17 protein-coding genes are annotated in these 16,336 nt (G+C 60.8%); 9 read left to right on the top strand and 8 right to left on the bottom strand.

Going from position 1 to position 16,336, the window contains the following annotated elements; all coding sequences use genetic code 11:
* The first annotated feature begins 86 nt into the window (after positions 1-86).
* Complete coding sequence (locus ACGSLL_RS26030; RefSeq protein ID WP_394508429.1) at positions 87-278, top strand: DUF1289 domain-containing protein; 192 nt, start codon at positions 87-89, stop codon at positions 276-278.
* A gap of 142 nt (positions 279-420) precedes the next feature.
* Positions 421-1,632 (top strand): 23S rRNA pseudouridine(2605) synthase RluB, encoded by a 1,212-nt coding sequence (gene rluB / locus ACGSLL_RS26025; protein WP_394508428.1) that lies wholly within the window; start codon positions 421-423, stop codon positions 1,630-1,632.
* Positions 1,633-1,809: 177 nt separating this feature from the next.
* On the opposite strand, the gene ACGSLL_RS26020 is transcribed toward rluB, so the two are convergent.
* Both ACGSLL_RS26020 and ACGSLL_RS26015 read right to left on the bottom strand, forming a co-directional pair.
* On the bottom strand, positions 1,810-2,775 hold the full coding sequence (locus ACGSLL_RS26020; protein WP_394508427.1) for a M29 family metallopeptidase: 966 nt from the start codon (positions 2,773-2,775) through the stop codon (positions 1,810-1,812).
* Between the two features lie 72 nt (positions 2,776-2,847).
* Positions 2,848-2,985: a hypothetical protein gene (locus ACGSLL_RS26015; RefSeq protein ID WP_003222780.1), complete on the bottom strand. Its 138-nt coding sequence runs from the start codon at positions 2,983-2,985 to the stop codon at positions 2,848-2,850.
* 894 nt (positions 2,986-3,879) lie between these two features.
* On the opposite strand from ACGSLL_RS26015, the gene ACGSLL_RS26010 reads away from it, so the two are divergent.
* Both ACGSLL_RS26010 and arfB read left to right on the top strand, forming a co-directional pair.
* Positions 3,880-5,292: an amino acid permease gene (locus ACGSLL_RS26010; protein ID WP_394508426.1), complete on the top strand. Its 1,413-nt coding sequence runs from the start codon at positions 3,880-3,882 to the stop codon at positions 5,290-5,292.
* A gap of 293 nt (positions 5,293-5,585) precedes the next feature.
* Positions 5,586-5,999, top strand: coding sequence for an alternative ribosome rescue aminoacyl-tRNA hydrolase ArfB (arfB, locus tag ACGSLL_RS26005; RefSeq protein ID WP_093103556.1), 414 nt, complete (start codon positions 5,586-5,588; stop codon positions 5,997-5,999).
* Here the strand turns inward: arfB and ACGSLL_RS26000 are convergent.
* From ACGSLL_RS26000 to phhA, 6 genes are all read right to left on the bottom strand, one after another.
* Positions 5,996-7,195 carry an MFS transporter gene (locus ACGSLL_RS26000; protein ID WP_394508425.1) on the bottom strand — a complete coding sequence of 400 codons (1,200 nt, stop codon included), beginning with the start codon at positions 7,193-7,195 and terminating at the stop codon, positions 5,996-5,998. The two genes, arfB and ACGSLL_RS26000, sit on opposite strands and share 4 nt — an antisense overlap.
* Before the next feature lie 103 nt (positions 7,196-7,298).
* Positions 7,299-7,481, bottom strand: a complete 183-nt coding sequence (locus tag ACGSLL_RS25995) for a hypothetical protein (RefSeq protein ID WP_038364048.1) — start codon at positions 7,479-7,481, stop codon at positions 7,299-7,301.
* Positions 7,482-7,551: 70 nt separating this feature from the next.
* On the bottom strand, positions 7,552-7,683 hold the full coding sequence (locus ACGSLL_RS25990; RefSeq protein ID WP_258450101.1) for a hypothetical protein: 132 nt from the start codon (positions 7,681-7,683) through the stop codon (positions 7,552-7,554).
* Positions 7,684-8,053: 370 nt separating this feature from the next.
* Complete coding sequence (locus ACGSLL_RS25985; protein WP_394508424.1) at positions 8,054-9,247, bottom strand: amino acid aminotransferase; 1,194 nt, start codon at positions 9,245-9,247, stop codon at positions 8,054-8,056.
* A complete protein-coding gene (locus ACGSLL_RS25980) occupies positions 9,247-9,603 on the bottom strand; it encodes a 4a-hydroxytetrahydrobiopterin dehydratase (protein ID WP_016771115.1) in 357 nt (118 codons plus the stop codon). The genes ACGSLL_RS25985 and ACGSLL_RS25980 overlap by 1 nt, the downstream gene beginning before the upstream one ends.
* Positions 9,604-9,718: 115 nt before the next feature.
* The gene (phhA, locus tag ACGSLL_RS25975) at positions 9,719-10,510 is read right to left on the bottom strand and encodes a phenylalanine 4-monooxygenase (protein ID WP_208938267.1); all 792 of its coding nucleotides are present in this window, start codon (positions 10,508-10,510) and stop codon (positions 9,719-9,721) included.
* Between the two features lie 391 nt (positions 10,511-10,901).
* Between phhA and ACGSLL_RS25970 the strand changes: the two genes are divergently transcribed.
* The 5 genes from ACGSLL_RS25970 (at position 10,902) to ACGSLL_RS25950 (ending at position 16,328) form a co-directional block, all read left to right on the top strand.
* Positions 10,902-12,467, top strand: a complete 1,566-nt coding sequence (locus ACGSLL_RS25970) for a sigma-54-dependent transcriptional regulator (protein WP_394508423.1) — start codon at positions 10,902-10,904, stop codon at positions 12,465-12,467.
* Positions 12,468-12,893: 426 nt separating this feature from the next.
* Positions 12,894-13,634, top strand: a complete 741-nt coding sequence (locus tag ACGSLL_RS25965; protein ID WP_203421190.1) for a flagellar basal body rod protein FlgF — start codon at positions 12,894-12,896, stop codon at positions 13,632-13,634.
* 45 nt (positions 13,635-13,679) lie between these two features.
* Positions 13,680-14,465 carry a flagellar basal-body rod protein FlgG gene (gene flgG / locus ACGSLL_RS25960; RefSeq protein WP_090282324.1) on the top strand — a complete coding sequence of 262 codons (786 nt, stop codon included), beginning with the start codon at positions 13,680-13,682 and terminating at the stop codon, positions 14,463-14,465.
* A 51-nt stretch (positions 14,466-14,516) separates the two neighbouring features.
* The gene (gene flgH, locus ACGSLL_RS25955) at positions 14,517-15,212 is read left to right on the top strand and encodes a flagellar basal body L-ring protein FlgH (protein WP_394508422.1); all 696 of its coding nucleotides are present in this window, start codon (positions 14,517-14,519) and stop codon (positions 15,210-15,212) included.
* Positions 15,213-15,239: 27 nt separating this feature from the next.
* Positions 15,240-16,328, top strand: coding sequence for a flagellar basal body P-ring protein FlgI (locus ACGSLL_RS25950; protein WP_011333019.1), 1,089 nt, complete (start codon positions 15,240-15,242; stop codon positions 16,326-16,328).
* Positions 16,329-16,336: the final 8 nt, after the last annotated feature.

The following is a 16,336-nucleotide window of genomic DNA, read 5'->3' as shown; positions in this document are numbered from 1 at the left end:
GTTTCACATAAACAATGAATGAATGACACTGCGCCTTCGCGAGCAGGCTCGCTCCCACAGGGTGAAATGTCGTTCTGGAGATTGCGATGAGTTCCACCAAAGACCCGTGCATCAGCCTGTGCAAATTCTCCGACGACATCTGCCAGGGCTGTGGCCGCAGCAAGCGCGAGATCAAGGCCTGGAAGAAACTCGACAAGAATGACAAGCGCACGGTGCTCGCCGAAGCTGCGCTGCGCCTGATCAAACTGCGCGGTGCCGGTCGGCGGAAAAACAAATAACCGGCGATCGATCAGCTAGTCTCTGATGCGCAATGCCGTACATCCGCGTATGATTCGCGACCCTTCGCCGATCCCTTCGGCCGGAGACCAGATTCCAATGCTTCAGGCGCCGCCTGAACAGACCACACCGGGAGGTGCCCAGATGAGTGACATCAATCAGAAAGACGACCAGGAAATCGGCCCAGCAGGCGAAAAGCTGCAGAAAGTCCTCGCCCGTATCGGCGTCGGCTCGCGCCGTGACGTCGAATCCTGGATCAGCCAGGGCCGCATCAAGGTCAATGGCAAAGACGCCACCCTCGGCCTGCGCGTCGACATGCACGACGCCATTACCATCGATGGCAAGGTGATCAAGCGCGAAGAAGCCGCCGAGTCGGTCCGCCGCGTGATCATGTACAACAAGCCCGACGGCGAAATCTGCACCCGTGACGACCCGGAAGGCCGTCCGACCGTGTTTGACAAGCTGCCGCGTCCGAAAGAAGGCCGCTGGATCAACATCGGCCGTCTCGACATCAACACCACCGGTCTGCTGATGTTCACCACCGACGGTGAACTGGCCAACCGCCTGATGCACCCGTCCTACGAAATGGACCGCGAATACGCCGTGCGTGTACGCGGTGAAGTCGACGACGAGATGATCGAGCGTCTGAAAGCCGGCGTGGTGCTGGAAGACGGCCCGGCGCGTTTCACCGACATTCAACAGGCACCGGGCGGCGAAGGTTTCAACCATTGGTACCACTGCGTGGTCATGGAAGGGCGTAACCGTGAAGTGCGTCGTCTGTGGGAATCGCAGGGTCTGGTGGTCAGCCGCCTGAAGCGCGTGCGTTTCGGTCCGGTGTTCCTCAACTCGGATCTGCCGATGGGCCGCTGGCGCGAAATGAGCCAGTACGAAGTCGACGTGCTCAGCGCTGAAGTCGGCCTGACCCCGGTGGCGATGCCGCAGTTGAACGCCAAGAGCAAGGACAAACTGGAACGCATGCAGCGTAAATCGTCGCGGCCGATGGCCAAGACCGAGCGCGTGCGCACCCTGCGTCCTGCCGCTGGCGCGCCCACCGCGCCGCGTCCGAGCCGTGAGCCGCAGATCGAAGGCGAGCGTCCAGGTCGCAAGCCAGTGGCCCGTGACGGCGAGCGCGCTCCGCGTCCGGCCAATGGTCGCACCGAGCGTGGCGCTCCTGCCGGTCGCGGTACGCCGGTAGCGGATCGTCCAGCCGACACCACCAATAAGCGCCCGGCCAAACCGGCGCCGAAGCGTCCGGGGATCAAACTGGTCGACGGCGACAAGCCTTCGGGCAAGCGCCGTGGCGCACCGGCCGGCTCGGGTCAGCGTCCGGGTTTTGGACGCAAGAAGCCGGAGTAATCGGGTTTAGTGCCGAATGAAAAAACGCCAACCGCAGGGTTGGCGTTTTTTTTCATCTGGCGAAACTCATGTAGCGTCTGATTGGGCCTCTTCGCGAGCAGGCTCGCTCCCACATTGGAGTTGCGTCGAACATAAATCCCCTGTGGGAGCGAGCCTGCTCGCGAAGGCGTCAGTCGCCTAAAACACAAATCGCCCATCGAACACCGGTTTGTCATCCAGCGCCAACACCCCGCCGGAGAAAATCAGGTCCAGGTGATGACTGCCCTTGGCCCCGCCACCCAGGCCCAGGTGCAACCCACAATGCCGCTCTTCAAACCCGGCATTGCGCGCGTACAGGTCTTTCACGCCTTCGTTGGTGCCGATCCCCAACTCCTCGATGCGGCGGTTCGACGGGTTGGCGTCGAGGTATTTGTTGAAATCATGCTCCAGCCCCGGCACATCGGTGGCGATGCGGCTGATGGTCGAATTCTCGATCCACAGTTCCAGCGGCGATTCCAGCACGCCGTACTTGCGCGCAAACGGAATGGTGCTGAGGAAGGTGCCCTTGAATTTCACATGGCCATTGATGGCTTCGCTGTGCGTGGCGATCTCGCCAGGGGCCAGGTCGAAGTTGCCGACGCCATTGATGTCGGTCCATTTCTTGATGCTGCTCATCGGCGTTTCGAACCATGAGCCCTCATCGTCCTTGAAACTCAGCGTCGTTGCCTGCGACATGCGCTGGATCAAATGGCTGTTGAGGCCGGCGATGCGCTGTGGCGTGACGCTGAAGGTGTCGTAGAAATAATCGCCGTAATCCTTGAACAGCAGGGACTTCTTCCAGTTTTCCGCCATCACCGCTTGCAGCGCGCGGACGAATTCCGGGCCGTCGGGGCGCGGGTTGGGCAGGGTCGAAGAGTCGTAGAAGAAAATGTACAGATCGCTGTCGGCAATTGCCTCGGCCAGCGCTGCGGTGCTTTCCAGGTCCAGGCGGCGGGCGCTGAAGCGAAAACGCGGATGCTCACCGGCCTGCTCGGCGATCGCGCCGGTCAAGGCTTCGTAATCGGCGGTGTGGCCGAGCAATACCTTCGCCGAATCGAGGCCGGCAAGGGCAGGGTGGTGTTCGAGGTAGTAAAGGAAATGCGAGATGGCGCGGGGCTTGTCCATGAGTCCTCCCTGACTGACCGGGAATTGAAGCAGCAGGCACGACCGGCCGGACCGTGCCTGCCCGGAGATGTCTTACAGAGGCCACATCGCCGTGCCGAACGGCACGACTGCATCGGCTTGCATCATTTCCACGGCGGCCTCATGGGTCGGTGCTTCAAACCATTCGTCGAGTTGCAGTTCGGTATCCAAGTCTTTTTCCAGTGCTTGCATGGTCGATCTCCTAGATGACTTTCACGGTTTATGACTGGCCGGTCGAGGTGGCCGGCGAGTCGTGAAAAACCTAGTTCAGCGGCTTTTGTAATGCAAAAAATTATTCATTTAATTTTTAAATAGACTTTTTTTTCTGTTTTTAACGGCGGTTTTTCTTGTTTGAAAACAAAAAACTGCAACGCCGCCTTCGTTAGCAAGCTAGCTACCGTCAATTTGCAGACGTCCTACGGATTGTTCTGAAATGGAAACTTTGCGTTACGCCCTGTCAGGGAATGTTTACGAAAATCAGCGCCAAACCGCCTGAATGTTCAACAGGCGAAGCGCTGTAAGGAAAAGCTGCCGAACGCCGTCCCGCCGGGGGCTGTACAAGGCTCTGGCGCGCTTGTTTCAGCGGCGCAGGCAAGGTGATATGCGGCCCATGCCTGTCGTGCAGGTGCATAACAAGAAGGAGGCGCAATGAACGCCGTGACTGATCTCCATTTCTCTCCGTGGGACGGTTTTTTCCTCGTCCACGCCGATGGTCTGCAAAGGCCTGACTCAACTTTTGCAGCCGCCCGAACCTCTCGGGGCGGACACACGCAATCCCGGCAACCGACACGCTGATCCAGCGGAGTCTGGCAGCAGGGGGTTAGCGGTGTACAATGCGCCGCGTTTTAACTGTGACCCTCTGCGTAATCGCGCAAATCTCAAGGCTATCCGCCTTGTTCACTCCGTGGCGCCACAAGCGTGCCGGGTTCGATTTCGTCACAGATAAAAACAAGCAGGTGACGCATGACCGTTGTAAACAAGCTGAACTCCTGGTGCCTGCGCTGGGGTTTGATCGGGGCTGCCTGAAATCGCAACCTTGCAGCAACGTCTACTGCACACCATCAAACCTTGCGTGAGACCTTTTTCATGAGTGGACAACCCTCGCAGTCAGGCGAGCTGAAACGCGGCCTGAAAAATCGCCACATTCAACTGATCGCCCTCGGTGGCGCGATCGGTACCGGATTGTTCCTCGGCTCGGCCGGAGTGCTGAAATCCGCCGGCCCGTCGATGATCCTCGGCTACGCCATCTGCGGCTTCATCGCCTTCATGATCATGCGCCAGTTGGGCGAGATGATCGTTGAAGAGCCGGTGGCCGGTTCCTTCAGCCATTTTGCGCACAAATACTGGGGCGGTTTCGCCGGTTTCCTGTCGGGCTGGAACTGCTGGATTCTGTACATTCTGGTGGGCATGTCTGAGCTGACCGCAGTCGGCAAGTACATTCACTACTGGGCCCCGGACATCCCGACCTGGGTTTCGGCGGCGGCGTTCTTCGTGCTGATCAATGCGATCAACCTGGCCAACGTCAAAGTCTTCGGTGAGGCCGAATTCTGGTTCGCGATCATCAAGGTCGTGGCGATTGTCGGCATGATTGCGCTGGGCAGTTACCTGCTGGTCAGTGGCCACGGCGGCCCGCAGGCCTCGGTCACTAACCTGTGGTCTCACGGCGGGTTCTTCCCCAACGGTGTCAGCGGACTGGTGATGGCCATGGCGATCATCATGTTCTCCTTCGGCGGTCTGGAAATGCTCGGTTTCACCGCAGCCGAAGCCGACAAGCCAAAAACCGTGATCCCGAAAGCGATCAATCAAGTGATCTACCGCATCCTGATTTTCTACATCGGCGCGCTGGTGATCCTGTTGTCGCTGACGCCATGGGACAGCCTGCTGGAAACCCTCAACGCGTCGGGCGATTCGTACAGCGGCAGCCCGTTCGTGCAGGTGTTCTCGATGCTCGGCAGCAACACCGCCGCGCACATCCTCAACTTCGTCGTGCTGACCGCGGCGCTGTCGGTGTACAACAGCGGCACCTACTGCAACAGCCGCATGCTGCTGGGCATGGCCGAGCAGGGCGATGCGCCGAAAGGCCTGGCGAAGATCGACAAGCGCGGCGTGCCGGTGCGTTCGATCCTCGCGTCGGCGGCGGTGACGCTGGTTGCCGTGCTGCTCAACTACCTGATCCCGCAACATGCGCTGGAACTGTTGATGTCGCTGGTGGTTGCGACGCTGGTGATCAACTGGGCGATGATCAGTTTCTCGCACTTCAAGTTCCGCCAGCACATGAACCAGACCCGGCAGACGCCGCTGTTCAAGGCGCTGTGGTACCCGTACGGCAACTTCGTCTGCTTGGCGTTCGTGGTGTTCATCCTCGGCGTGATGCTGCTTATCCCAGGCATCCAGATCTCGGTGTACGCGATTCCGGTGTGGGTGGTGTTCATGTGGGTTTGCTACCTGATCAAGAACAAGCGCAGTGCGCAGCAGGCGGTCCCGGTGATCGCCAAGTAACCGCTCAAGCAGAAACAGCAAACCCGGCCAAGTGCCGGGTTTGTTGTTTTGAAATGGCAATATGTGGCGCCACACCGAACCCTGTGGGAGCGAGCCTGCGCGCGAAAGCGGTCCATCAGAAAAATCTGCATCCATTGACACACCGCCTTCGCGAGCAGGCTCGCTCCCACAATTGTTTTGGTGGTGTTCCCGAGATTCGTTGCCTCACACAAACCCCTGTGGAAGTGAGCCTGCGTCAGGCTCTGAGGGCTGTTTCGGGTTATCCTGCACGCTCTGAATACGGACGCTTTTCCATGCTGGTGATTTCCAACAATGTGCATCTGCCCGATGCCGAGATCGAGCTGACGGCCATCCGCGCGCAAGGCGCCGGCGGGCAGAACGTCAATAAGGTGTCGAGCGCCATGCACCTGCGCTTCGACATTCCCAACTCATCGTTGCCCGAGTTCTACAAGGAACGTTTGCTGGCGCTGCGTGACAGTCGCATCACCAGCGACGGCGTGTTGATCATCAAGGCGCAGCAATACCGCACCCAGGAAGCCAACCGCGCCGATGCGCTGGAGCGGCTGGTCGAGCTGATCCTCAGCGCCACCAAAGTGGAAAAGAAACGCCGCCCGACCAAGCCAACCCTCGGCTCGAAGAAGCGCCGGCTCGAATCCAAGTCCAAGCGCGGCGACATCAAGGCCGGGCGCGGCAAGATCGACTTCTAGTCCTCGCGGTATTTCGCGGTGTGCTTGTATAGATAGACACTCAAGCCAAGCCCGCTCAACGCGGCGAGCGCAGCAAACAGAAAGATCGACGCAAAGCCGAACCCTGCCGCAATCGCCCCGGCCAACGGCCCGGTAATCCCCAGCGACAAATCGATGAACAGTGAGTAAGCGCCGACTGCCGCACCACGGCTTGAGGCGGGCACCAGATTCACCGCCTCGACGCCCAGCGCCGGGAACACCAGCGAGAAGCCAAACCCGCTCAACGCCGCACCGGCCAGCGCCCAGTGTGCATCCGGTGCGATCCACAGCAGCAACAATCCCAGTGTCTCCACCGACAGGCAGGCGATCGCTACGCGGAAGCCGCCGAGGCGGTTGATCAGGTTGCCGAACAGCAGCCGCGCGCCAATGAAGCTGGCGCCGAACAGGCTCAGGCACAGCACCGCGTTGTCCCAATGCTGCGTCGCGTAATACAGGGTAATGAACGTGGCGATGGTGCCGAAACCGATTGAGCCCAGCGCCAGGCCGCAGCCATGGGGGAAGACTTTGCCCAGCACATGCATGAACGGCAGGCGCTCACCGGCAACAATCGGCGCGGCGGTCTTCGGCCACGCCAGTGCCAGGCCGAGCACCGCCAGCAGGACAATGCTCACGCCCATGCTCCAAAGACCCAGCCGGCCCACCAGCCAGACGCCGAGCGGCGCACCGATCGCCAGCGCGCCGTAACTGGCGATGCCGTTCCAGGAAATCACTTTGGCGGTGTTGGCCGCACCGACGCGGCCGATCCCCCAACCAATCGAGCCGGAACCGACCAGACTCTCGGCGCTACCCAATACCAGGCGGCCGATCAACAGGCTGATCAGGCTGAACAACGGCAGGCTTTGCGTCCACGCCGAAAGCAGCATGAATGCACCGCTCAAGCCACACCCGGCCAGACCGATCATCACCGCACGCTTGCTGCCCTGGTTATCGATGATCTTGCCGGCATAGGGGCGGCTGAGCAGGGTGGCGAGGTATTGCACGCTGATCACCAGCCCGGCGATCACCGCGCCGAAACCGAGGTCGCTGTGCACGTAACCGGGCAACACCGCCAGCGGAATGCCGATGTTCAGGTAACCGATAAAGGTGAAAAGGACGATGGAAACGACTTGCAGCGTAACCGCCAGCGGGCGCTGGGGCGCGGGTATAGAGGACGACATGGGTAACGATCCACGGGAGCAGCAGATTAGATAGGCTGCTCATGATACCGGCGTGAACCGATCAGAGGCGGGGAAAAGTAAAACTATTTGCCGGGCGGCGCGTTCAGGACTTGGCCGGAGCGACCAGTTGCGTGGTGACCAACGCGGCGAGGGCGTTTTCTTCGCTGCCGAAACGCGCGAGCAGGGCAGCCTGTTTCTCCGGGGAGAGGCGGTTCCAGATGTCGATCATTTTCTCGGTCGCACCGATCAGGACGGCGGCTTGGCTTTCGGAGAATTCGTCGGTCATGGCGGGCTCGGGTTTCAGGCAGTGTGGAAAGCGCATGTTAGCGCTTTCCACACGGTCTGTACGGCGGGTCTTACGCTTCGCTGTCGGCTTTGCGGCTGTCAGCGGCTTCTTGCGGCTCGGGCTTTTCGGCGCCGGCGTGTTGCGGGGTCGTCTGCTCAGGTACGTGCAGGCTTGGGAAGGGGAGATTAGGAATCTCGTGCATGGTTGCGCTCCTCGCTAAGTCTGTTGATAGATCAGGTGCTCCGCGCTTTTACAAAGCCTGCGCAGGATACAGCAGGAAAAATGACAATCAGACTTTTAATTCAAATTAATGCGACAGATGGCCGCAGGGAGGAAGGCTCATCTTAGAACCAATGTGGGAGCGAGCCTGCTCGCGAAGGCAGTGTGTCAGGCAACATTTGCGTTAAATGACACACCGCCTTCGCGAGCAGGCTCGCTCCCACGGGGAATTGATCGTTCCCACGCTCTGCGTGGGAATGCAGCCCGGGACGCTCTGCGTTCCTTCAAAGCCGAACGCGGAGCGTCCGAAGAGGCGTTCCCACGCGGAGCGTGGGAACGATCCGTCAGCGAGGTTATTTGCAGGCGTCAGCGATGGCGTCGGCGAGCAAGGCGAGGCGGGTGGCGTCGATGCCGGCGACGTTGGCCCGGCCGGAGCTGACCATGTACACGCTGTGCCGCTCGCGCAGATGCTTGACCTGCTCCGGCGACAACCCGGTGTAGGAGAACATCCCACGCTGCGCGCCGATGTGCGCAAAGCGCTCGCGCAAACCGTGCGGTTCCAGCGCCTCGACCAGACCGCTGCGCAATTGCGCGATGCGCAGGCGCATGGCTTCCACTTCATCGGCCCAGCGCGCTTTCAGCTCTGGATCGGCAAGGATCGTCGCGACCACCGCAGCACCATGATCCGGCGGCGTCGACCACAGGTTGCGGGCGATGTTGGCCAGTTGGCTGCGAATGTCGATCAGCTTGTCAGCGCTTTTCGCGCAGACGATCAGCGCCCCGGTGCGGTCGCGGTACAGACCGAAGTTCTTCGAGCAGGAGCTGGTGATCAACAACTCGGGCACCTGTGCCGCGAACAACCGCGTCGACCAGGCGTCCTGCTCCAGACCGTCGCCAAAGCCTTGATAAGCGAAGTCGATCAGCGGCAGCAGATCACGGCTGCGCACGACCTCGAGCACGCGCTGCCAGTCGTCATGGCTGAGGTCGAAACCGGTCGGGTTGTGGCAGCAGGCATGCAACAGCACCACATCACCTTTTGGCGCTTCCTTGAGCACGGCGAGCATCGCTTCGACGTCGAGGCGGTTGTCGCTGCCCACGTACGGGTAGTGGCTGACCTTGACCCCGGCCGCAGCGAAAATGGTTTCGTGGATCGGCCAGGTCGGGTTGCTCAGCCACACGCCTTTGCCCGGCAGGCACTGGGCGATGAAGTCGGCTGCCAGGCGCAAGGCACCGGTGCCGCCCGGCGTCTGCGTGGCGCCGGCACGTTGTTCTGCAATCAGCTTCGAGTCGGCGCCAAGCACCAGCTCATTGATGACCTTGCCGAACAGCGGATTGCCGTGGCCACCGATGTAGGTCTTGGTGTCCTGGCTGTCGACCAGCCGCGCTTCAGCCATTTTCACCGCCTCGGGAATCGGCGTAAGGCCCTGGGCGTCCTTGTAGACGCCAACGCCGAGGTCGAACTTGCGCGGATTACTGTCCTGCGCGTAAGCCTCCATCAAGCCGAGGATCGGGTCGCCGGGCACCCGGCCGATGGCGTCGAAGTGCATTACTTGCGTCCTTCTGCGGTCTTGGCCACTTCGTCAGTGCGCGCGGCCATGATGAAGTCGTTGCGGTGCAGGCCTTTGATCGAATGGCTCCACCAGGTCACGGTGACTTTGCCCCATTCGGTCAGCAGGCCCGGGTGGTGACCTTCGGCCTCGGAGATTTCGCCGACGGCGTTGGTGAACGCCAGCGCGTGCTTGAAGTTCTTGAACAGGAAGACTTTCTCCAGCTGCATGATGCCGTCGCGGACTTCGATGTTCCAGTCAGGGATCTGCTTGATCAGGATCGGCAGTTCTTCGTCGCTGACTTGTGGCGCATCGGCGCGGCAGGCTTCGCAGTGGGCTTGGTTCAAAGTGGACATGGTCGGTTCCTGAAATCAGTGTGTTTTTTATTCAAGGGTGTGCGCCCGTCGGTACCGCCACGCTAAACCAAAGTGGCGGCGACGCACAGGCGCAATTGTCAGCAAAAGTCGCGGTTCAGGCGGCTTTGGGTTTCGGCGGAAATTTTGGCGCGTGCAAGCCCAACTGCATGCCCTGGCGCACCATGGCCATGATGTCTTCATGCGCGACGTCGAACAGGCGCTTGAGGTTGGGCAGAACAAAATACAGCGGCTGCAGGATGTCGATGCGATACGGCGTGCGCATCGCTTCGAGCGGATCGAAGGCTTGATGCTCAGGCTCGTCTGACAGGCAGTAAACGGTTTCTTTTGGCGACGACAGAATGCCGCCACCGTAAATGCGTTTGCCTTGCGGCGTATCGACCAGACCGAATTCGATGGTCATCCAGTACAGGCGCGCCAGATACACGCGTTCTTCCTTGGTCGCTTGCAGGCCGAGCTTGCCGTAGGTATGGGTGAATTCAGCGAAGTACGGGTTGGTCAGCAGCGGGCAGTGTCCGAAGATCTCGTGGAAAATATCCGGCTCTTGCAGGTAATCCAGTTCTTCGCGGGTGCGAATAAACGTCGCGACGGGAAACTGCTTGCTGGCGAGCAATTCAAAAAACGTCTGGAAGGGAATCAGCGCTGGCACGCGCGCGACTTGCCAGCCGGTGGTTTCGCCGAGCACCTTGTTGATCTCGCCGAGCTGCGGGATGCGGTCGTGGGGCAGACCGAGTTTTTCGATACCGTCCAGGTACTCCTGGCACGCACGACCTTCAATCACCTTCAACTGGCGAGTGATCAGCGTGTTCCACACCGCATGTTCTTCGGCGGGGTAGTCGATAAAACCTTGCGCATCGGGCTCGCGGGCCACGTATTGCGTCTGCTTCATGCTGCTCTCCTGCTAGGGGGAATTCGTTTTTGTTATATCCAGCGATGGACAGAGGATTACCCGAGAACGTGGGAGTTGCAGCAAGTTGAATGGTCTGCGCGTAGGAAATTTCTCATGAATTCGTAAAATTATCGTTACGCTTTGCCGGATAAGTCGCATTTGCGGCGATTGGCGGGTTTGAAAAGGGCGGTGGCTGTCACATAATCTTGACAACAATCTGTGTGCCTCGACAGAAAGTCGGTCTCAGCGCGCGGTAAAACCCTGTGGGAGCGAGCCTGCTCGCGAAAGCGGTCTGTCTGACACTTCATTTTTGGATGTGCTGACGCCTTCGCGAGCAGGCTCGCTCCCACAGGGGCTGTGTTTAACCTCCACTTTTGTCGGGCCTCTTTTTATGCGCATCAAAGTCCACTGCCAGAACCGCATCGGCATCCTGCGCGACATTCTCAACCTGCTCGTGGCTTACGGCATCAACGTCGCGCGCGGTGAGGTGGGTGGTGAGCACGGCAATGCGATCTATCTGCACTGCCCGAACCTGATCAACATCCAGTTCCAGGCCCTGCGGCCGAAGTTCGAGGCGATTGGCGGGGTGTTCGGCGTCAAACGGGTCGGGCTGATGCCCAGCGAGCGCCGGCACATGGAGTTGAACGCATTGCTCGGGGCGCTGGAGTTTCCGGTGTTGTCGATCGACATGGGCGGTTCGATCGTCGCCGCCAACCGCGCGGCGGCGCAGTTGCTCGGCGTGCGCGTCGACGAGGTGCCGGGCATCCCGCTGTCGCGTTACGCCGAAGATTTCGACTTGCCGGAACTGGTGCGCGCCAACAAATCGCGAATCAACGGCATGCGCGTCAAGGTCAAGGGCGACGTCTTTCTGGCCGACATCGCGCCGCTGCAATCGGAGCACGACGACAGCGAGGCCATGGCCGGTGCAGTGCTGACGCTGCATCGCGCTGACCGCGTCGGCGAGCGTATCTATAACGTACGCAAGCAGGAGCTGCGCGGCTTCGACAGCATCTTTCAGAGCTCGAAAGTCATGGCGGCCGTGGTCCGTGAAGCGCGGCGCATGGCACCTCTCGACGCACCGCTATTAATAGAAGGCGAAACCGGCACCGGCAAGGAATTGCTTGCGCGCGCCTGCCACCTCGCCAGTCCGCGCGGGCAGTCGCCGCTGATGGCGCTCAACTGTGCCGGGCTGCCTGAGTCGATGGCCGAGACCGAGCTGTTCGGCTATGGCCCCGGCGCGTTCGAAGGCGCGCGCGCCGAAGGCAAACTCGGTTTGCTGGAACTGACCGCCGGCGGCACGCTGTTTCTCGACGGCGTCGGCGAAATGAGCCCGCGCTTGCAGGTCAAACTGCTGCGCTTTTTGCAGGATGGCTGCTTTCGTCGCGTCGGCAGTGATGAAGAGGTTTATCTGGATGTGCGGGTGATCTGCGCGACCCAGGTGGACTTGTCCGAGCTGTGCGCGCGCGGCGAGTTTCGTCAGGATTTGTATCACCGCTTGAACGTGCTGTCGCTGCACATCCCGCCGCTGCGTGAATGCCTCGACGGTTTGACGCCACTGGTCGAACACTTCCTCGATCAGGCCAGCCGGCAGATCGGTTGCGCGCTGCCGAAACTGGCGCCGGCAGCGATGGACCGGCTCAGCCATTACCACTGGCCGGGCAACGTGCGGCAACTGGAGAATGTGCTGTTTCAGGCGGTGTCGCTGTGTGACGGCGGTAAGGTCAAGGCCGAACATATTCGCCTGCCGGATTACGGCGTGCGTCAGCCGCTTGGCGATTTTTCTCTCGATGGGAATCTTGACGAGATCGTCGGGCGCTTCGAGAAAGCCGTGCTGGAGCGCTTGTATTCCGAACATCCGAGCAGTCGGCAACTGGGCAAGCGGCTCGGCGTTTCCCACACGACGATTGCTAACAAACTGCGTGAATACGAAGTCGGCAAAGATGTGAGCAGCACCTGATCGTTCCCATGCTCCGCGTGGGAACGCCTCAATGGACGCTCTGCGTCCGCTGTTGGGACGCGGAGCGTCCCGGGCTGCATTCCCACGCAGAGCGTGGGAACGATCAGAGTCATAGCCCACAGATGCGTTGCCTGCACTGCCGTCTTCGCGAGCAGGCTCGCTCCCACAGTTGGAATGCATTTTCCTGTGGGAGCGAGCCTGCTCGCGAAAGCGGTAGAGCAGGCAACCTCATCGCCAGGCTTTGCCACCCACCGGCAGGAAGCCGCCGGTTTTTCGTCTTCGATACATTTCAAATTTCCCCTCTGAATCCTTGAAACCCTTTGTTTACCGGGTCTCGGGCCGCCAATAAAAAGTTGGTCTGCTAATTGCTTATGGCTCAGCAGTACAGCGGTGGGCGGCAAACGTCCGGCATGCAGAGGAAAGAGTGTGGACAAGTACCTTTATGTGGCAATGACCGGCGCCAGCCAGAACGCACTGGCGCAGCGGGCGCATGCCAACAACCTGGCGAACATCTCCACCAACGGTTTTCAGCGCGACCTGGAACAGGCGCGTTCGATGCCGGTGTTCGGTGACAGCTTTCCGGCGCGTGCGTTTGCCATGAGCGAACGGCCCGCCACCGACTTCACTCCGGGCTCGCTGGTGCAGACCGGCCGTGACCTCGACGTCGCCGTGAGCGGCAATGGCTGGATCGCCGTGCAGAACCCCAATGGCGGCGAAAGCTACGTGCGCACCGGCAGCCTCAACGTCGATGCGCTCGGCGTGCTGCGTGCCGGCAACGGGATGCCGGTGATGGGCAATGGCGGTCCGATCGCCGTGCCACCCGAGCAGCAGATCGAAGTCGGCGAAGACGGCACCATCAGCATTCGGGCGATGGGCGAGGGCCCACGGGTCATGGCCGAAGTCGACCGGATCAAACTGGTCAACCCCGACATCAAGAACATGAACAAAGGCCTCGACGGCTCGATTTACACCAAGGACGGCCAACCGGCGCCGGCCGATGCCAACGTCAAACTGGTCTCGGGTTTCCTTGAGTCGAGCAACGTCAACGCCGTGGAAGAGATGACCTCGGTGCTGGCCCTGGCCAAGCAGTTCGAGTTGCACGTCAAGATGATGAACACCGCCAAAGACGACGACCAGGCCATGGCTCGGGTCTTGCAGATCAGCTAATTATCAGAACGTCGCGCCGTAAAACAGGCGCACGAGGAGAATCGAATGCTTCCGGCTCTATGGGTTGCCAAAACCGGTCTGTCCGCCCAGGACACCAACCTGACCACCATTTCCAACAACCTGGCGAACGTTTCGACCACGGGTTTCAAACGTGATCGCGCCGAGTTCCAGGACCTGCTCTATCAGATCAAGCGTCAGCCTGGCGCCCAGTCGACCCAGGACAGCGAACTGCCGTCGGGTCTGCAAGTGGGTACCGGTGTGCGCATTGTCGGCACCCAGAAAAACTTCACCGCCGGCAGCCTGCAAACCACCGAGCAGCCGCTGGACATGGCCATCGACGGTCGCGGTTTCTTCCAGATCCTGCAGCCGGACGGCACGACCTCGTACACCCGCGACGGTACCTTCCACCTCGACTCCAATGGCCAGATCGTCAACGCCAGCGGCTTCGCGCTGGAACCGGCGATTGTCATTCCGAACGATGCGCAGACCTTCACCGTTGGCCGCGACGGCACCGTCTCGGTGACCATCGCCGGCAACCCGGCTGCCCAGGTGATCGGCAACCTGCAAACCGCCGACTTCATCAACCCGGCCGGTCTGCAAGCGGTAGGCAACAACCTGTTCCTGGAAACCGCCGCTTCCGGCGCGCCGCAAGTCGGTACTCCGGGCCTGAACGGTTTCGGTACCACGCTGCAGAACACCCTGGAAACCTCCAACGTCAGCACCGTTGAGGAGATGGTCAACATGATCACCACTCAGCGCGCCTACGAGATGAACTCCAAGGTGATCTCCACCGCCGACCAGATGCTCTCGTTCGTAACGCAGAATCTGTAATCAAGTCTATGGGGCGGCCTGAGGTCGCCAGCAACACCGTGAGGTAGGGTCATGAATCGCTTTGTATCTGTTCTGGCATTGAGTGGGGTCGTCTCGCTCGCGGGCTGCGTCGCTCCGACGCCCAAGCCCAATGACCCGTATTACGCCCCGGTGTTGCCGCGCACACCGTTGCCGGCTGCCGCCAACAACGGCTCGATCTATCAGGCCGGCTTCGAGCAGAACCTGTACAGCGACCGCAAGGCGTTCCGGGTCGGTGACATCATCACCATCACCCTGAACGAGCGCACCCAGGCGAGCAAGAACGCCAACTCGCAGATGGACAAGAACAGCGACAACAGCATCGGTCTGACCTCGTTGTTCGGCTCCAGCCTGACCACCAACAACCCGGTCGGTGGCGGCGACCTAAGCCTGAATGCCGGCTACAGCGCTGACCGTTCGACCAAGGGTGACGCCAAGTCCGGGCAGAGCAACAGCCTGACCGGTTCGATCACCGTGACCGTGGCCGATGTGTTGCCCAACGGCATCATCGCCGTGCGGGGCGAGAAGTGGCTGACCCTGAACACCGGTGACGAACTGGTGCGCATCGCCGGCATGGTCCGCGCCGATGACATCGCCACCGACAACACCGTGTCGTCGACCCGCGTTGCCGATGCACGCATCACCTACTCGGGTACCGGTGCGTTTGCCGATACGAGTCAGCCAGGCTGGTTCGACCGTTTCTTCCTCAGCCCGCTGTTCCCTTTCTAGGTGGCGACTTTGAAATTCAAACACCTGATGCTGGCTGCCGCGTTGATGTCGGCAGCCTTCGGTGCCCACGCCGAGCGGCTGAAAGACATCGCCAGCATTTCCGGCGTGCGTTCCAACCAGTTGATCGGTTACGGCCTGGTGGTCGGGCTTAACGGCACCGGTGACCAGACGACGCAAACCCCGTTCACCCTGCAGACCTTCAACAACATGCTCTCGCAGTTCGGCATCAAGGTGCCGCCGGGATCGGGCAACGTGCAGTTGAAAAACGTCGCGGCGGTGTCGGTGAGTGCCGATCTGCCGGCGTTCGCCAAACCGGGTCAGCAGGTCGATATCACCGTGTCCTCGATCGGTAACTCCAAGAGCCTGCGTGGCGGCACCTTGCTGCTGACACCGCTCAAGGGTATCGACGGCAACGTCTATGCGATCGCCCAGGGCAACCTGGTGGTCGGTGGTTTCGATGCCGAAGGTCGCGACGGTTCGAAGATCACCGTCAACGTTCCGTCGGCCGGTCGTATCCCTGGCGGTGCGTCGGTGGAGCGTTCGGTGCCGAGCGGTTTCAACCAGGGCAACAGCCTGACGCTGAACCTCAACCGTTCCGACTTCACCACCGCCAAGCGTATCGTCGACAAGATCAACGACATGCTCGGCCCTGGCGTTGCGCAAGCCATTGACGGCGGCTCAATCCGCGTCACCGCGCCGCTCGATCCGAGCCAGCGCGTCGACTACCTGTCGATCCTGGAAAACCTTGAAGTCGATCCGGGTCAGGCGGTGGCGAAAGTCATCATCAACTCGCGCACCGGCACCATCGTCATCGGCCAGAACGTGAAAGTCTCACCGGCCGCCGTGACCCACGGCAGCCTCACCGTGACCATCACCGAAGACCCGATCGTCAGCCAGCCGGGCCCGTTGTCCAACGGCCAGACCGCAGTGGTGCCGCGTTCGCGGGTGAATGCCGAGCAGGAAGCCAAGCCGATGTTCAAGTTCGGCCCGGGCACCACCCTCGACGAGATCGTGCGGGCGGTAAACCAGGTCGGCGCGGCGCCGGGTGACTTGATGGCCATTCTCGAAGCCCTGAAGCAGGCCGGCGCGTTGCAAGCCGACCTGATCGTGATCTGAGGCCGGCC

This window comes from Pseudomonas retamae (assembly GCF_043496865.1).
GTDB lineage: Bacteria > Pseudomonadota > Gammaproteobacteria > Pseudomonadales > Pseudomonadaceae > Aquipseudomonas > Aquipseudomonas retamae.
Note: the sequence above shows the minus strand (reverse complement) of the source record. Positions and strands in the feature narration are given on the sequence as shown.

What these genes read in the sequence shown, in the direction of transcription:
- ACGSLL_RS26030 (WP_394508429.1), top strand. Translation starts at nt 87, where the DNA reads ATGAGTTCCACCAAAGACCCGTGCATCAGCCTGTGCAAATTCTCCGAC.
- rluB (WP_394508428.1), top strand. Translation starts at nt 421, where the DNA reads ATGAGTGACATCAATCAGAAAGACGACCAGGAAATCGGCCCAGCAGGC.
- ACGSLL_RS26020 (WP_394508427.1), bottom strand. Translation starts at nt 2,775, where the DNA reads ATGGACAAGCCCCGCGCCATCTCGCATTTCCTTTACTACCTCGAACAC.
- ACGSLL_RS26015 (WP_003222780.1), bottom strand. Translation starts at nt 2,985, where the DNA reads ATGCAAGCACTGGAAAAAGACTTGGATACCGAACTGCAACTCGACGAA.
- ACGSLL_RS26010 (WP_394508426.1), top strand. Translation starts at nt 3,880, where the DNA reads ATGAGTGGACAACCCTCGCAGTCAGGCGAGCTGAAACGCGGCCTGAAA.
- arfB (WP_093103556.1), top strand. Translation starts at nt 5,586, where the DNA reads ATGCTGGTGATTTCCAACAATGTGCATCTGCCCGATGCCGAGATCGAG.
- ACGSLL_RS26000 (WP_394508425.1), bottom strand. Translation starts at nt 7,195, where the DNA reads ATGTCGTCCTCTATACCCGCGCCCCAGCGCCCGCTGGCGGTTACGCTG.
- ACGSLL_RS25995 (WP_038364048.1), bottom strand. Translation starts at nt 7,481, where the DNA reads ATGACCGACGAATTCTCCGAAAGCCAAGCCGCCGTCCTGATCGGTGCG.
- ACGSLL_RS25990 (WP_258450101.1), bottom strand. Translation starts at nt 7,683, where the DNA reads ATGCACGAGATTCCTAATCTCCCCTTCCCAAGCCTGCACGTACCTGAG.
- ACGSLL_RS25985 (WP_394508424.1), bottom strand. Translation starts at nt 9,247, where the DNA reads ATGCACTTCGACGCCATCGGCCGGGTGCCCGGCGACCCGATCCTCGGC.
- ACGSLL_RS25980 (WP_016771115.1), bottom strand. Translation starts at nt 9,603, where the DNA reads ATGTCCACTTTGAACCAAGCCCACTGCGAAGCCTGCCGCGCCGATGCG.
- phhA (WP_208938267.1), bottom strand. Translation starts at nt 10,510, where the DNA reads ATGAAGCAGACGCAATACGTGGCCCGCGAGCCCGATGCGCAAGGTTTT.
- ACGSLL_RS25970 (WP_394508423.1), top strand. Translation starts at nt 10,902, where the DNA reads ATGCGCATCAAAGTCCACTGCCAGAACCGCATCGGCATCCTGCGCGAC.
- flgG (WP_090282324.1), top strand. Translation starts at nt 13,680, where the DNA reads ATGCTTCCGGCTCTATGGGTTGCCAAAACCGGTCTGTCCGCCCAGGAC.
- flgH (WP_394508422.1), top strand. Translation starts at nt 14,517, where the DNA reads ATGAATCGCTTTGTATCTGTTCTGGCATTGAGTGGGGTCGTCTCGCTC.
- ACGSLL_RS25950 (WP_011333019.1), top strand. Translation starts at nt 15,240, where the DNA reads ATGCTGGCTGCCGCGTTGATGTCGGCAGCCTTCGGTGCCCACGCCGAG.